Source organism: Pseudarthrobacter sp. SORGH_AS 212, assembly GCF_030818145.1.
Classification (GTDB): domain Bacteria; phylum Actinomycetota; class Actinomycetes; order Actinomycetales; family Micrococcaceae; genus Arthrobacter.
Window position 1 is genome coordinate 446,545 of the sequence record NZ_JAUTAA010000001.1, and the last position, 14,597, is coordinate 461,141.

The 14,597-nt window shown below is 66.4% G+C and carries 15 protein-coding genes; 1 reads left to right on the top strand and 14 read right to left on the bottom strand.

The annotated features are described in order from the left end of the window. Positions 1-24: 24 nt before the first annotated feature. The 10 genes from QE394_RS02005 to dxr all read right to left on the bottom strand — a co-directional run bounded on the left by QE394_RS02005 (position 25) and on the right by dxr (position 10,048). Entirely contained in the window at positions 25-819 is a 795-nt protein-coding gene (locus QE394_RS02005; protein WP_056083406.1) for a TSUP family transporter, read from the bottom strand. 8 nt (positions 820-827) lie between these two features. After that, positions 828-2,639 carry a proline--tRNA ligase gene (locus QE394_RS02010; protein WP_349033610.1) on the bottom strand — a complete coding sequence of 604 codons (1,812 nt, stop codon included), beginning with the start codon at positions 2,637-2,639 and terminating at the stop codon, positions 828-830. A 331-nt stretch (positions 2,640-2,970) separates the two neighbouring features. Further along, positions 2,971-3,729: a hypothetical protein gene (locus QE394_RS02015; protein WP_349033611.1), complete on the bottom strand. Its 759-nt coding sequence runs from the start codon at positions 3,727-3,729 to the stop codon at positions 2,971-2,973. Positions 3,730-3,767: 38 nt separating this feature from the next. After that, positions 3,768-4,658, bottom strand: a complete 891-nt coding sequence (locus tag QE394_RS02020) for a DUF4081 domain-containing GNAT family N-acetyltransferase (protein WP_056083415.1) — start codon at positions 4,656-4,658, stop codon at positions 3,768-3,770. After that, complete coding sequence (gene ispG, locus QE394_RS02025) at positions 4,621-5,787, bottom strand: flavodoxin-dependent (E)-4-hydroxy-3-methylbut-2-enyl-diphosphate synthase (protein WP_015936629.1); 1,167 nt, start codon at positions 5,785-5,787, stop codon at positions 4,621-4,623. The genes QE394_RS02020 and ispG overlap by 38 nt, the downstream gene beginning before the upstream one ends. A 30-nt stretch (positions 5,788-5,817) precedes the next feature. Further along, positions 5,818-6,111 carry a YciI family protein gene (locus QE394_RS02030; RefSeq protein ID WP_015936628.1) on the bottom strand — a complete coding sequence of 98 codons (294 nt, stop codon included), beginning with the start codon at positions 6,109-6,111 and terminating at the stop codon, positions 5,818-5,820. 25 nt (positions 6,112-6,136) lie between these two features. After that, positions 6,137-6,643, bottom strand: coding sequence for a hypothetical protein (locus QE394_RS02035; protein WP_349033612.1), 507 nt, complete (start codon positions 6,641-6,643; stop codon positions 6,137-6,139). Then, complete coding sequence (locus tag QE394_RS02040) at positions 6,640-7,383, bottom strand: MarR family transcriptional regulator (RefSeq protein ID WP_349033613.1); 744 nt, start codon at positions 7,381-7,383, stop codon at positions 6,640-6,642. Before QE394_RS02040 ends, QE394_RS02035 begins: the two co-directional genes overlap by 4 nt. Before the next feature lie 130 nt (positions 7,384-7,513). Further along, a complete protein-coding gene (locus QE394_RS02045) occupies positions 7,514-8,845 on the bottom strand; it encodes a site-2 protease family protein (RefSeq protein ID WP_349033614.1) in 1,332 nt (443 codons plus the stop codon). 18 nt (positions 8,846-8,863) lie between these two features. After that, positions 8,864-10,048, bottom strand: a complete 1,185-nt coding sequence (gene dxr / locus QE394_RS02050; protein WP_056083427.1) for a 1-deoxy-D-xylulose-5-phosphate reductoisomerase — start codon at positions 10,046-10,048, stop codon at positions 8,864-8,866. Between the two features lie 86 nt (positions 10,049-10,134). On the opposite strand from dxr, the gene QE394_RS02055 reads away from it, so the two are divergent. Continuing rightward, positions 10,135-11,598, top strand: coding sequence for a lipase maturation factor family protein (locus tag QE394_RS02055; protein WP_056083679.1), 1,464 nt, complete (start codon positions 10,135-10,137; stop codon positions 11,596-11,598). Between the two features lie 41 nt (positions 11,599-11,639). Here QE394_RS02055 and QE394_RS02060 read toward each other — a convergent pair whose 3' ends face one another. From QE394_RS02060 to QE394_RS02075, 4 genes are read right to left on the bottom strand one after another with little or no spacing between them, the layout of a single operon-like run. Further along, positions 11,640-12,479 (bottom strand): CoA ester lyase, encoded by an 840-nt coding sequence (locus QE394_RS02060; protein WP_056083430.1) that lies wholly within the window; start codon positions 12,477-12,479, stop codon positions 11,640-11,642. 34 nt (positions 12,480-12,513) lie between these two features. After that, positions 12,514-13,020 (bottom strand): MaoC family dehydratase, encoded by a 507-nt coding sequence (locus QE394_RS02065; protein ID WP_349033615.1) that lies wholly within the window; start codon positions 13,018-13,020, stop codon positions 12,514-12,516. After that, complete coding sequence (locus tag QE394_RS02070) at positions 13,017-13,829, bottom strand: CoA transferase subunit B (RefSeq protein WP_056083436.1); 813 nt, start codon at positions 13,827-13,829, stop codon at positions 13,017-13,019. The genes QE394_RS02065 and QE394_RS02070 overlap by 4 nt, the downstream gene beginning before the upstream one ends. Beyond that, positions 13,826-14,593 (bottom strand): CoA transferase subunit A, encoded by a 768-nt coding sequence (locus QE394_RS02075; protein WP_349035360.1) that lies wholly within the window; start codon positions 14,591-14,593, stop codon positions 13,826-13,828. The genes QE394_RS02070 and QE394_RS02075 overlap by 4 nt, the downstream gene beginning before the upstream one ends. Between the last annotated feature and the right edge of the window lie 4 nt (positions 14,594-14,597).

The following is a 14,597-nucleotide window of genomic DNA, read 5'->3' on the forward strand; positions in this document are numbered from 1 at the left end:
CGGACCATGCCGGGGCGGGGCCGGTCAGGCGAAGTTTTCCTGCCACACGTCAAACCCGAGTTTAACGATCAGGGCGGCCACCACCACCAGGAATACCACCCTGACGAACCGGCTTCCCTGCTTGACCGCGGTCCGTGCGCCAAGGTAGCCGCCGGCCATGTTGGCGATGCCCAGCAGCAGGCCGAGTCCCCACAGGATCGAGCCGTGCGGCAGGAAGAACATGAGGGCACCGGCATTGGTTGCCATGTTCACGATCTTGGCCTTGGCACTGGCCTCCAGGAACGCGTAGCCCATGGCCGATACCAGCGCGATGACAAGGAACGATCCGGTGCCCGGACCGATCAGGCCATCATAGAAACCGATGACCGCACCGATCAGGCAGGCCACGACGTAGTGCTTGTGGCCGTCGTGCCGCAGCGCCGTAATGTCCCCGACGTTGGGCTTGAGTGCCGTGAAAAGCGCGACGGCGACCAGCGCGGCGACGATGATCGGCTTAAAGACGCTGGCGGGCAGGTTGGCCGCCAGGATCGCGCCGCCGAAGCTCCCGGCGAGGGCAATCACCGCCATGGGCAGCGCCGTCTTCAGGTCCGGCCCCACCCGGCGGTAATAGGTGACGGCACTGGTGGTTGTCCCAAAAATCGAACCCAGTTTGTTGGTTGCCAGCGCCTGCACCGGCGTGATGCCCGGGACCAGCAGCAGCGCGGGCAACTGGATCAGCCCTCCCCCGCCCACCACCGCATCGACCCAGCCGGCACCGAAGCCGGCCAGGACGATGAGGATGAGGGTGGTCAGCTGGAGATGCTCAAGACCGAAGTCCACGCCCGGGATCAGCTGTTGCGGACGGCGTTGACCACGTAGTCAACAGCCTTGTCCACCGCGACGTTCTCGGCCTCTCCGGTGCGGCGGTCCTTGATCTCCACGACGCCGTCCACCAGCCCGCGGCCGACAGCAAGGATGGTGGGCACGCCCAGCAGTTCGGCGTCACCGAACTTCACGCCCGGGGACACCTTGAAGCGGTCGTCGTAGATGACGTCAAGGCCGGCGGCTTCGAGGCCCAGGGACAGCTGCTCAGCGGCGGCGAAAATGTCCTCGCCCTTGCCCACCGCGACGACGTGGACGTCGGCAGGTGCCACGGCGCGCGGCCAGGTGAGGCCCTTGGCATCATGGTTGGCCTCGGCCAGCGCAGCCACCGCACGGGTGACGCCGACGCCGTAGGAACCCATGGTGACCGTGACCTGCTTGCCGTTCTGGTCCAGCACCTTGAGGTCCAGGGCTGCGGCGTACTTGCGGCCGAGCTGGAAGATGTGGCCCATTTCGATGCCCCGTGCCGTTTCCAGGGGGCCGGAACCGTCCGGTGCGGGGTCGCCGGCGCGGACCTCGGTGCACTCGATGACGCCGTCCCAGGTAAAGTCGCGGCCGGCAACGAGGCCGAAGACGTGCTTGCCGGCCTCGTTGGCGCCGGTGATCCAGCTGGTGCCGCTGACCACCCGCGGATCCACCAGGTACAGCAGCTTGGTGGCCCCTTCGGAGCCGAGGAGCGGGGCGTCCAGCGACAGTCCGGGGCCCAAGTAACCCTTGACGATCAGGGGCTGCTTCTTAAGGTCCTCCTCACCGGCCTGCTCGAGTCCGATCTCGCCGGCCATCGGCAGGAACGCGCCGATGTTGGCCTCGACGCGTTTCAGGTCCACGCCACGGTCGCCGGGAAGGCCGATGACCACCAGTTGGCGTTCACCGGTGGGCAGCGTTACGGCGAGGACAACGTTCTTCAGCGTGTCAGCGGCAGTCCAGGCGCCGCCGTCGGCCTCGGCCCGGGGCGCGATCTGGTTGGATGCGTTGACCAGGGTCTCAATGGTGGGTGTATCAGGGGTGTCCAGGACCTCGGCCGCAGGCGCACCCGTGAAGTCGATGTCCTCGGGCACCACGGTGGTGACGGCTTCGACGTTGGCTGCGTAACCCGCGGTAGACCGGACAAAGGTGTCTTCGCCGATTTCCGTGGGGAACAGGAACTCCTCGCTCCGGGAGCCGCCCATGGCGCCGGCGGTGGCTGCCACGGGGACAACATCAAGGCCGAGCCGAGCGAAGATCTTGAGGTAGGCGGACCGGTGGGCCGCGTAGCTGGCGTCCAGGCCGGCGTCGTCCACGTCGAAGGAATAGGAATCCTTCATGATGAACTCGCGGCCCCGGAGGAGGCCTGCCCGGGGACGTGCCTCGTCGCGGTACTTGTTCTGGATCTGGTACAGGCTGAGGGGCAGGTCCTTGTAGGAGGAATACAGGTCCTTCACGAGGAGGGTGAACATTTCCTCGTGCGTGGGGGCCAGGAGGTAGTCGGCGCCCTTGCGGTCCTGCAGCCGGAACAGCCCCTCGCCGTATTCGGTCCAGCGGTTGGTCGCCTCGTAGGGTTCACGCGGCAGCAGGGCCGGGAAGTGGACTTCCTGGGCACCGATGGCGGTCATTTCCTCACGGATGACCTGCTCCACCTTGCGGAGTACGCTCAGGCCCAGTGGCAGCCAGGTGTAGATCCCGGGAGCCGCGCGGCGGATGTAGCCGGCGCGGACCAGCAGTTTGTGGCTGGCCACCTCTGCATCGACGGGATCTTCACGCAGGGTGCGCAGGAAAAGCTGGGACATTCTAAGGACCACGGGTGGTATCCGTTTCTGGAAAAGTGCTGGATCAGCAGGGCCGGACAAATTCGTCTGCATACCAATCTACCGGCACAGCGCGCCTCGCCCGGAAACAGTAGAGCCACGCCCGGTTGTGCAAAGCCCCTGGCCCCCCAATAGGGCTGGTCATTGCATCCGGGCGTGGCTCAACGCCGTTATCGCCTTATTACAGGTGAGGACTGGTGAGACCGCCCACTCCACTCAGCGCAGCTAGATCGAACCTATGTGATGGCGGGCACGTTGACAAGTAAATTCTTCCGTGGCGGGCTATTGCCCGGAAGAAAAGCCGGACAGTACGCCGCCGGGCGGCCTACTTGATGAGGGCTGCCGCGGAATCAAGGAGCGACCCTGCCTGCTCCTGGGCACCCGCACCGTCTGTTCCGCCGGATGCGACGGCGGTCAGCACCACGCCGTGGTGGACAGCCTGGGCAGTGGTAACCGACTGGACCTGGCCGTTAGGCAGTGTCGTTTCGGTGCGGAACGCGGTGGTTCCCTCAACCCCGCTGACGCCATCGATGCGGGTGATGGCAACCGCCACCTTGACGCCCGAGGCGGTCATGACCATGTTCGAGCACTTCTCCAACTGCTCCGAGGGGTCGGAGACTTTCGCCAGCGCGGCCTGGTCCAGTCCCGACATGAGGGACAGGGCGGTGACCATACCGGAGGCGGCGTCCGTGCTGAGGCCCATGGCAATTGCCGCCCCGTCCATGGACGGTACCGTGCTGGAGGCCGCAAGATCCTTGCATTCCGCCGGCTCTACCTCGATGGAGGACATCAGGTCCTTGGACTGCTGCACCGTGGCGGTCAGCTGGTCGCCGGGGACCGGTGTCAGCCGCCGGTCTGCCGAGTCCCGCACCTCGCCCACAACCCCGGCAAGCTCCTCGCTGGTGTACGCCTTGTCCGGCGTAGGGGTTGGCGAGGGAGTGGTTGTTTCCGCCGATGCTCCGGCTGAGGCAGAGCTCCCCGCCGAGGCAGCGTCGCCCTCGGGTGCCGAGGTGCCTCCGCAGGCTGAAACACCGATGACGAGAACCGCAGAAACCGCAAACGTACCCAGCACAGAAGTCTTCAATTTTCCCCCAAGTCCACATACGGCCCTGCTTCGGGCCGCTAGAAGAGAACTGTAGCGAACGTGCCCACCTGGCGGAAGCCGACACGTTCATAAGTGGATCTGGCCCTGACGTTGAAGCCGTTGACGTAAAGGCTGGTCAGCGGTGCGATCTTCTGCGCCTGTTCCACGACGGCGGACATATAGCCGGAGCTCAGGCCCTTCCCGCGGTACAGCGGATTCATCCAGACCCCCTGGACCTGGGTGACATCGGCAGTGACCGCGCCGAGCTCGGCTTTGAAGACCACTTCCTTGGCTTCGTTGAGGTGGGCCAGCGAATAGCCCTGCCGGATCAGCCCTTCGACCCGGCGGCTGTAGAACTCCCGGCCGCCCAGGAACGGCGAGTAGCCCACTTCCTCTTCGAACATGGCGGCGCAGGCGGGCAGGATGCGCTCGAAGTCTGCGAGTTCGCCCAGTCCCAAGCCCGGGTTGGGCGGAACGTCGGCCGGCCCGTCGATCACCATCAGGGGCTGGTCCGGGCGGATCTCGTGGGCGCGGTGGCCCAGTTCAGCAAGTTCCCCATGAAGGGCCAGCACCGCATCCGCGGGGCCGAAAGCCGACGCATAGCGCCGGCCGGAACGGTTGGCGGCTTCGGCCACCAGCGGCGCGAAGGCCGGGTCGAGCTGGACGGGGACCAGGTTGGCGCCCGCCCAGCAGGCACCAACCAGCATGCCGTCATCGAAAACACCCACGATGCCGGCACCGCCGCTGGTGGGAGCGGCAGTACCGGCAGTGCGTAAATGCGCGAGGATGAACACGTTGGCCACACGGTCCTGCTCAGCCAAAAGCCTGAGCGCTGCGGTGTCGCCCCCGTCCAGGGTGCGGACGGATATCCCCGGCGGGTCCGGCTCGTCCTTACGAGACGCTAACCACGGGGCCACCTTTGACAGCATCTTCGCCATCGGCCTCCCCCATCTCTTCCGCGATACGCATGGCCTCTTCGATCAGTGTCTCAACAATCTGGCTCTCCGGCACAGTCTTGATGACTTCACCCTTCACAAAGATCTGTCCCTTGCCGTTGCCGGAAGCGACGCCGAGATCGGCTTCGCGTGCCTCGCCCGGTCCGTTGACCACGCAGCCCATGACGGCGACGCGCAGCGGGATCTCCATGCCTTCCAGGCCGGCTGTGACCTGCTCGGCGAGCGTGTAGACGTCCACCTGCGCGCGTCCGCAGGACGGGCAGGACACGATTTCGAGCTTGCGGGGCCGCAGGTTCAGTGACTGCAGGATCTGGTTTCCCACCTTGATCTCCTCAACGGGCGGGGCCGAGAGGGAGACGCGGATGGTATCGCCGATGCCCCGGGAGAGCAGTGCGCCGAAGGCGGTGGCGGACTTGATGGTTCCCTGGAATGCCGGACCGGCCTCGGTCACGCCGAGGTGGAGGGGCCAGTCGCCCTTTTCGGCGAGCATCTCGTAGGCGGCCACCATAATCACGGGGTCGTTGTGCTTGACCGAGATCTTGAAATCGTGGAAGCCGTGCTCTTCGAACAGGGAGGCTTCCCAGACTGCAGATTCAACCAGGGCCTCGGGGGTGGCCTTGCCGTACTTCTTGAGGATTCCCGGTTCCAGCGAGCCGGCGTTGACGCCAATGCGGATGGAGGTTCCGTGGTCCCGGGCGGCCGCGGCGATTTCCTTCACCTGGTCATCGAACTTGCGGATGTTGCCGGGGTTGACCCGAACGGCCGCGCAGCCGGCTTCGATGGCAGCGAAGACGTACTTGGGCTGGAAGTGGATGTCCGCGATGACCGGAATCTGGGACTTGCGGGCAATGATGGGCAATGCTTCGGCATCATCGGCTGACGGGCATGCAACGCGCACGATGTCGCAGCCCGAGGCGGTAAGTTCCGCAATCTGCTGCAGGGTGGCGTTGATGTCGGTGGTGGGCGTGGTGGTCATCGACTGCACGCTGATGGGGGAATCCGAGCCTACTCCCACCGAACCGACTTTGATCTGGCGCGTCTTGCGGCGCGGGGCAAGGACGGGCGGCGGTGCTGCGGGCATTCCCAGGCTGACCGAGGTCACGTGGACTCCTAGAGGTGAAGGGTAAATGGCTTAGGCTGCGAGGCCGGCGAGCATGCCGGTCACGGGTGACCATTCGGTGACGCGGATGCCGGCTATGACGCCGGCGGCGGCGAACGGATCCTGCTTGAGGACCGAGTTCAGGGATGCTTCGTTGTCCGCTTTGAAGATCAGCAGCGCGCCGGCGCCGTCTCCATAGGGTCCGCTGGCAAGGATCACGCCGTCCTCGGCCAAGCCGCCGGTCCATTCGCGGTGGGCGGGGCGTGCCTCGTTGCGGGCTTCGGTGGAATCAGCGGCGTAAACGTACTCAACGGCAAAAACTGTCATAGCGCTACCCTATCGCTCCCCCGGCCTAGGCCAGGAAAATCACCTTCACGGCTGCCGCTATCCCCGCGGCCCACAGCATGGACGCCAGCGTGCCGATGATGAACCGCTCCGCGGCCACCGGGGTTTCCTTGAGTTCGGCGAACCGGCCCAGCCCCTTGACGGCGACGATGTACGCGATGGCAACCGGCTGGCCGGCCAGGATGGCCAGGCAGACGCCGAGTCGCTCCAGGACCCCGATGATGGCACCGCCGCGGAGGATCCGCTGGACGGGTTCGGCGGGAACGCCCGACGCCGGCTGGCCAGTCGCCGCCGTCAGCTCACCGTTGACAGCCTGGCCGGCGTCGTCGTCCGGGGCCCGGCCCGGGACGTCCACCGTGACGTCGGCCGAGGGATCGTCTTCAGTGTCACGTCCCTTGGCTGCCGCGTCCGCCTTGTCGTCAATTGTCCGGGCCAGCCGGAAGACGAGGGCGGTGACGGGCCAGCCGCCAAAACCTGCCGCCAGCAGTGCAGCAGCGATCCACAATGCGGTCACCGGTCTCCTTTGGTATGGGCAAGGGCGTAATCCAGGAGCATTGCTGCTGCCGGCCTGGCAGCCCATTCTTCCTGCCAGCCGGAACGAAGGACGGCGCGGCTCACCGACTGCTCCGTAATTCCCAGTTCCCGGGCCACAGGCTTCTGGCTGCCATGCCTGCCCCCTCCGCCCGCTGCCCGCAGCCGGTCAACCACGCGCCACTGCGCCTCCGTCCGCTGTTGCACCAGGCGTCCTATCAGGCGCAGGACGGCCTGGGCATTCGCTGCGGCGTTCGTGGCTGCATGTGCTGCGGTATCCACTGAAGTGTTCATTTCGGCGTTCGTTCCAGCAGTGGCTCCGTTGTTTGTGCCGGCGGGCTCTTCCCGGGAATTCCGGGGTGCGCCTTTGACACTGTCCATGGTGCCCGCCACCACCGACAACGGAACATGGCCGGCCGCACCCTTGGCGGCTTCCACTGCCGTGCGGGCAGCCACGAAGCCGCTTCCGGTCCCTTCGCGCGGGCTCCCGCCAGGTTCGAGGCGGACGTCACCGATGCCAATACCGACGTACCAGTGCCCGCTCCGCAGAGCGTGCAAGGCAATGTCCACCACGTCCAGGGCGTCGCCGACGGTTCCCTGGAGTTCGTCGCCGACGGAGCGTTCGAAATGGGCGCCGGTGAGGCTGCGCAGTTCCGCGATCAGATCGGGGACGCGGTCAACGTCGGAGGTGCTGCCACGCTGGTCGATGGTGAGTACGTACATACCTCAACCGTATGCGGGTGATACCCAAAAATCAATCATAAATGGCTGATTATTTAATCTCAGCCGTATTGGGCTGATTATCTATAGTCAGCCATTTGAAGCTACAGGTTCCCATCGACGGGCCGGCCCATCATCCGAAGAGGTTCACGGGTTTGACGATGTCGGCGTAGATCAGCAGCGCACTCATGCCCATCAGCAGGGCGGCCACCACATACGTGACCGGGAGCAGCTTGGCGATGTCGAAGGCACCGGGGTCCGGCTTACCGAAGAGTTTTGCTACCTGGCGCCGTGCACCCTCGTACAGTGCGCCGGCCACATGGCCGCCGTCGAGCGGCAGCAACGGAACCAGGTTGAAGACGGCAAGGGCGAAGTTCAGTCCGGCCAGCAGCCCCACCAGGGTGGCCACCCGGGACTGCAGCGGAATCTCTTCCATGGCGGCCACCTCGCCGGCCACCCGCCCCACGCCCACCACGCTGATGGGTCCGTTGGGATCGCGCGGTTCCTCGCTGAAGGCGGCCTTCGCCACGCCCACCACACGGGCCGGAAGGTTGAAGATCACTCCTGCCACCTGCCTGATGTTCTCCCCCGCCATCGGCAGGACGGACGACGCCGGCTGCGGCACCAGTTCGGTCTGCGAACCAATGCCGAGGAAGCCAACGTCCTGGTAGCGCAGGGTGCCCGACGCATCGGTTTCCTGCCGGCCGTCGACGCCGATGATGGGGCGGGCGGAGAGGACGGGGGTGACAGTGGTGGACACCGAAGAGCCGCCGCGCTCAACCGTGATGGCCACTTCCCGGCCCGCGGATGCCCGGATCCATTCGGTCAGCTGGTCCCAGCTGGTGACTTCTTTTCCGTCGAAGGACGTGACAGTGTCGTTGGGCTGCAGGCCGGCCGCGGCTGCCGGGGTCAGCTGGCAGTCGGCCGAATCCGGGTCCACGGTTTCGCCGGCGGCAACCTGGCATTTTGAGACATCCGAAATGGTGGTGGTTGCCGTGGTCGTGCCGAAGCCCATGAGGAGGATTGCCATGAGGAGGACGCCGAGGATCATGTTCATGGCGGGCCCGCCCAGCATGACAATGACTTTCTTCCATACCGGAAGGCGGTAGAAGACGCGTTTTTCGTCCCCGGGCCCCACTTCCTCGTGCGCCATGGACCTGGCCTCGGTGGCCAGCGTCTGGAACATCCCGGTGCTGGAGGGCCGGACGGAGCCGTCCTCCTTGTTGGGCGGGTACATGCCGATCATGGACACGTAGCCGCCCAGCGGGATGGCCTTCACGCCGTATTCGGTTTCGCCCTTCCGCCGCGACCACAGGGTGGGGCCGAAACCGATCATGTACTTGGTGACGCGCACCTTGAAGAGCTTGGCGGGTACCAGGTGTCCCACTTCGTGCAGCGCGATGGACGCGGCGATGCCGATGGCTACGAAGACGACGCCGAGGATGAAAAGAAGAACGGGGGTCATGGAGGTGCTGCTGCTTCCCTAGAGACTGCTGACTGCTAAACGTTCGTGTGCGCGGGCACGTGCCCAGCCCTCAGCATCCAGCACCGATTCCACCGTCAGCCGGGAGGAACCTGTGTGTTCGCTGAGGACCGCATCCACGGTGTCCACGATGTCCGTGAAGCGGATCCGCCCGGCGTGGAAGGCGGTGACCGCTTCCTCGTTGGCGGCGTTGAAGACCGCGGGGAAGGTGCTCCCCTGCTTCGCCGCGTCCTTGGCAAGGTCCACGGCGGGAAAGGCTGCTGCGTCGAGCGGCTCGAACGTCCAGGTGGCTGCCTTGGTCCAGTCACACGGCGCGGCCGCGTTGGGCACCCGGTCCGGCCACCCCAACCCCAGGGCGATGGGCAGCCGCATGTCCGGCGGGGAGGCCTGCGCGATGGTGGAGCCGTCCACGAACTGCACCATCGAGTGCACCACGGACTGGGGATGGACCACCACGTCGATCCGGTCCAGCGGGATGTCGAACAGGAGGTGGGCTTCGATGACTTCCAGCCCCTTGTTGACCAGGGTGGCGGAGTTGGTGGTGACCATCAGCCCCATGTCCCAGGTGGGGTGGGCGAGGGCTTCCTGCGGCGTGACCCCGTGCAGTTCTTCCCGGCTCCGGCCGCGGAAGGGCCCGCCGGAGGCGGTGAGGACCAGCTTGTCCACTTCAGCTGCACTGCCCGAGCGCAGGCATTGGGCGATGGCGGAGTGCTCGGAGTCCACGGGAACGATCTGCCCGTCGCGCGCAGCAGCCTTCACCAGCGAACCGCCGACGATCAGCGATTCCTTGTTTGCCAGCGCCAGCGTGGCGCCGGATTTCAGCGCGGCAAGGGTGGGTGCAAGGCCAATGGACCCGGTGATGCCGTTAAGCACCACATCGGTGTCCAGCTCCGCGATGCGCGTGGAGGCATCCGGTCCGGCGATGATCTCCGGGCGGTAGCCGGAACGGCCCGCTGCGGCGGCTGCTTCGTCGATCAGCACGGCAAGCTCGCGGGCGTCCCCGGCGGCGATGCCGACGGCCGCCGCACCGGTGTGGACGGCCTGCCGGGCCAGGAGCGCGGGGTTGCCGCCCCCGGCGCTCAGTGCCACGACCTCGAAAAGATGCGGGGCGCCGTCGACGACGTCAATCGCCTGGGTGCCGATGGAACCGGTGGATCCGAGGATGGCGATTCTGCGTGGCTGCATGGGTTAAGTATCCCGCACCAATGCGGTCCGGTACGCCGCGGCCTGCATGCCTTGACCCCGACGCGGCCGGGCGTAACGTGGATTTCGTGGACTGGCTTTCCTGGTTCGATGCCGCGGACTACGAGTTCGCCCGGCAGGTGCTGCAGCGGGGAGTGGCCGCGCTGTTCTTCGTGGCTTTCCTGTCCTCGCTCAACCAGTTCCCGGCGCTGCTGGGTGAGCGCGGACTGCTTCCGGTGCCCGACTACCTTTCCGGCTTCAGCCGGCTGAGCCGGCCCACGCTGTTCCGTTGGCGCTATTCGGACGGCCTCCTGCGTGGTGTCTGTGCAGCCGGGCTGGTGGTCTCGTCCCTCCTCGTAGCGGGCATTCCGCAGCTGGGACCGCCATGGGTGCCGCTGATCGCTTTCCTGGGCCTGTGGCTGCTGTACATGTCGATCGTGAACGTGGGACAGACTTTCTACGGCTTCGGCTGGGAGATGCTGCTGCTGGAGGCCGGCTTCACGGTGGCCTTCCTGGGGTCTGACCAGACCGATCCGCCGCGCACCATCATGATCCTGGTGGCGTGGCTGGTGTTCCGGCTCGAATTCGGTGCCGGGATGATCAAGATCCGCGGCGGCCGCGAGTGGCGGGACCTCACCGCCCTCTACTACCACCACGAAACCCAGCCCATGCCGGGGCCGCTCAGCCGGCAGGCGCACCTGCTGCCCAAACCGCTCCACCGGATGGAAGTGGTGGGCAACCACTTCGCCCAGCTGGTGGTGCCATTCCTCCTGTTCGCGCCCCAGCCCGTTGCCAGTGCGGCAGCGGCCATCATCATCGCCACCCAGCTCTGGCTGGTGGCGTCCGGGAACTTCGCCTGGCTGAACTGGATCGCCGTTGTGCTGGCGTTCGCCGCCGTCAGTGACCCCGTCGCACACGCGGTCCTGCCGGTGATCCCGCTGGACTGGCACGGGGAGGCAGGCCGTGAAACGCCCCTGTGGTGGCTGGCTGTCACGTTGGCGGCCACCGCCCTGCTGCTGGCCCTGAGCTACCAGCCGCTGCGCAACCTGTTCTCGCGCCGGCAGTTGATGAACGCCAGTTTCAACCGCTGGCAGCTGGTCAACGCCTACGGTGCCTTCGGAACTGTGACCCGGGAACGCATTGAGATCGTGGTGGCAGGAACCCTTGACGACGACCCGGACGACTCCTCCGACTGGCGTGAATACGGATTCAAGGGCAAGCCCGGGGACCTGCGCCGGATACCCCGCCAGTGGGCGCCGTACCACCTGCGGCTGGACTGGCTGATGTGGTTCCTGCCGCTGCGGACCGTGCACGAGGAATGGTTCCATGCCTTCCTCGGCAAGCTGCTGGAAGCGGACCGGACCACCCTGCGGCTGCTCCGGCATGACCCGTTCGACGGCGGGGCGCCGCGCTGGGTGCGCGTCCGCCGGTACCACTACCGGTTCGCCACCCGGGCGGAGTTCCGGGCGTCCGGGAACCGGTGGATGCGCACGTTCCTCTCCGAGCCGATCCCGCCCCTGTCTCTGCGGCGCCGGCAGGGACGGCAGGGCTAGCAGTACAACCGGCCCGCCGGTTTGCAGGACGCCGCGGACCGTCAGGCTTTCTGGCCGGCCCGCCGGAGGATCGATTCGGCGTGCTTGAGGATGGGCCCGTCGATCATTTTCCCGTTATGCCGGAAAACGCCCGAGCCTGCCTCCGCGGCAGCGTCCAGCAGCTCTGCGGCAGCGGCGACATCGGCGTCGGACGGCGCGTAGGCCTCCCGCACCACGGCGGCCTGCGTGGGGTGGATGCAGGCCTTGGAGCTGAATCCGGACGCGACGGCGTCGGCCGCTTCGGCGGCCAGCCCGTCAGTGTCCGGGATGTTGACGTAAACCGCATCAACCGCCTGCTTCCCGAAGGCACGGGCAGCCACCAGGACCGTTGACCGCGCGTGGAGGGCGACGGCCCGGTAGCCGCCGTCGTCCGTCCTGCTGGAGGTGCCGCCCAGGGTGGCGAGCAGGTCCTCGGCACCCCACATCAGCGCAACGACGTTGGGGGCGGCGGCAATGGCGGGAGCGTTCAGGACGCCCAGTGCCGTTTCGCACAGGGCCACCACCTGGTAGCCCGCCAGCGCTTTGAGCTGGTCCGCGCCTTCGGCTTTGGCCAGCATCACCGTCCTGTAGGGCGTGTGCGCCAGGCAGTGCAGGTCTTTTTCGAACTCTTCGGTGCCCGCGGGGTTGATCCGGACGATGGTGCGGCTGGGATCGAGCTCGGGTTCCTCGCCTGCGGAACCCACCTGGGCAAGGATGGCGCCGCGGGCGCGCTGCTTGTCCGCCGGCGCCACGGCGTCCTCGAGGTCAAGGATGACGGCGTCAGCGCGGGCGGCGGCTTTCCGGTACCGCTCGGGCCGGTCGGCGGGGCAGAAGAGGAGGGCGGGGCCCATCGCAAAGGTCATACAGCCATTCTCCGATGATTTTTTCGTGCCGGGCTTATTTTCCGTGCTGCACTTCAGCGTGCGCGGCACGGGTCCACATGAGGCAGCTGCGGGTGGCCAGGGCCACCACTGTGCCGTCCTGGTTCCGTCCGGTATGTTCCATGGTGACGATTCCCTGCCCCGGCCGGGAGCCCGAGGGCCGTTTGCCGCTGATGACGGTCTCCGTATAGAGCGTGTCACCGTGGTACAGCGGATGCGGGAAGGACACATCGGTCAGGCCCAGCTGCGCGATGATGGTTCCCTGGGTCAGCTGGGTGACGGACTGGCCCACCAGGGTGGCCAGCGTGAACATTGAGTTGACCAGGCGCTGGCCGAACGGTTGGGTGGCACTCCAAGCGGCGTCGAGGTGGAGGGCCTGGGTGTTCATGGTGAGGGTGGTGAACAGGACGTTGTCCGCTTCGGTCACGGTCCGGCCGGGCCGGTGGGCGTAGACCACTCCCTCTTCAAGTTCGTCGTAGTACAGTCCGCGCTGTTCGATAACCCGGGGATTCTCCGCCGTCATACCGTCAGTTCCCGGTCTTCCTCGAAGAGTTCCGCGCCGGTGGCGGCGATGACATCCTCCACAGAGACGTTCGGCGCCAGCTCCTGCAGGACCAGGCGGGAACCGGAGCTGTCGCGGACCACGTCGATGACGGCCAGGTCAGTGATGATCCGGTCCACGCAGCCCTTGCCGGTCAGCGGCAGCGAACACTGCTGGACGATCTTGGGTTTGCCGTTCCGGTCCACGTGTTCCATCATCACGATGACCCGTTTGGCCCCGAACACCAGGTCCATCGCGCCACCCATGCCCTTGACCATCTTGCCCGGGATCATCCAGTTGGCGAGGTCACCGTTGGCCGCAACCTCCATGGCACCCAGGACGGCGACATCCACATGGCCACCCCGGATCATGCCGAAGGACGCCGCCGAATCGAAGAACGCCGCCCCCTTGTTGACCGTGACGGTTTCCTTGCCGGCGTTGATCAGGTCCGGATCGATGGCGTCCTCTGCCGGGTAGGGTCCGACGCCCAGGATGCCGTTCTCCGAGTGGAGCACCACTTCCACGCCGTCCGGAATGTAGTTGGGGATCAGCGTGGGCATGCCGATGCCGAGGTTCACGTATTGGCCGTTATGGAGCTCTTTGGCCACCCGGGCTGCCAGCTCGTTGCGCGTCCATCCCTTGCTGTCCGCCGGTGCCGTGGAACCGGCGGCTCCCGCGTGCGGTTGGGAAGCCGAGCGTCGGTACTCGTGGCGGACGGCTTCGGGCCGCGGCGCGTCGGGGCTGTTCGGGTCCGTGCCGGTGCTCTGTGCCCGGTTTTCCTGCACGTTCATGCTCCTGCCTGCCGGCTGATGGCAACGGTCCGCTTTTCGATGCGCTTTTCCGCGTCCGGGGCCAGCACCACCCGCTGCACGAAGATACCGGGGGTGTGGATGTGTTCGGGGTCCAGTTCACCGGGATCCACGAGTTCCTCCACCTCGGCGATGGTGATCCTTCCGGCCATGGCGCAGAGCGGGTTGAAGTTCATGGCCGTGGCGTGGAACACCAGGTTGCCGTGCCGGTCGCCTTTCCAGGCGTGGACGAGGCCGAAGTCCGGGGTGAGAGCTTCCTCCAGCACGTAGTCCACCCCGCCGAACGGGCGGACCTCCTTGGGGGCTGAGGCGACCGCGATGCCGCCGTCGGCGTCGTATTTCTGCGGCAGGCCGCCGTCGGACACCTGGGTGCCGACCCCCGCCTTGGTGTAGAAGGCGGGGATGCCGGCGCCGCCGGCCCGGAGCTTCTCGGCCAGGGTGCCCTGCGGGGTCAGCACCACTTCCAGTTCGCCGGCGAGGTACTGCCGGGCGAACTCCTTGTTCTCGCCCACATAGGAGCTGATGGTGCGACGGATCCTGCCGTCGCGGAGCAGGATTCCCAGCCCCCAGTCGTCCACCCCGCAGTTGTTGCTGACGGTTTCCAACCCTGACGTGCCGGCCCTGTGCAGGGCATCAATGAGGGTGACCGGTATGCCGCAGAGGCCGAACCCGCCCACGGCAAGCGAGGAGCCGTCCGGAATGTCCGCCACAGCTTCGTCGGCGCTTGCAACAACCTTGTCAATCATCATC

Excerpts from the sequence above, each read along its gene's own strand:
- QE394_RS02065 (WP_349033615.1), bottom strand. The coding sequence starts at position 13,020 with ATGACGGCGGAGAATCCCCGGGTTATCGAACAGCGCGGACTGTACTAC.
- QE394_RS02045 (WP_349033614.1), bottom strand. The coding sequence starts at position 8,845 with ATGACCCCCGTTCTTCTTTTCATCCTCGGCGTCGTCTTCGTAGCCATC.
- dxr (WP_056083427.1), bottom strand. The coding sequence starts at position 10,048 with ATGCAGCCACGCAGAATCGCCATCCTCGGATCCACCGGTTCCATCGGC.
- QE394_RS02040 (WP_349033613.1), bottom strand. The coding sequence starts at position 7,383 with ATGTACGTACTCACCATCGACCAGCGTGGCAGCACCTCCGACGTTGAC.
- QE394_RS02070 (WP_056083436.1), bottom strand. The coding sequence starts at position 13,829 with ATGAACGTGCAGGAAAACCGGGCACAGAGCACCGGCACGGACCCGAAC.
- QE394_RS02020 (WP_056083415.1), bottom strand. The coding sequence starts at position 4,658 with ATGCTGTCAAAGGTGGCCCCGTGGTTAGCGTCTCGTAAGGACGAGCCG.
- QE394_RS02030 (WP_015936628.1), bottom strand. The coding sequence starts at position 6,111 with ATGACAGTTTTTGCCGTTGAGTACGTTTACGCCGCTGATTCCACCGAA.
- QE394_RS02075 (WP_349035360.1), bottom strand. The coding sequence starts at position 14,593 with ATGATTGACAAGGTTGTTGCAAGCGCCGACGAAGCTGTGGCGGACATT.
- QE394_RS02060 (WP_056083430.1), bottom strand. The coding sequence starts at position 12,479 with ATGACCTTTGCGATGGGCCCCGCCCTCCTCTTCTGCCCCGCCGACCGG.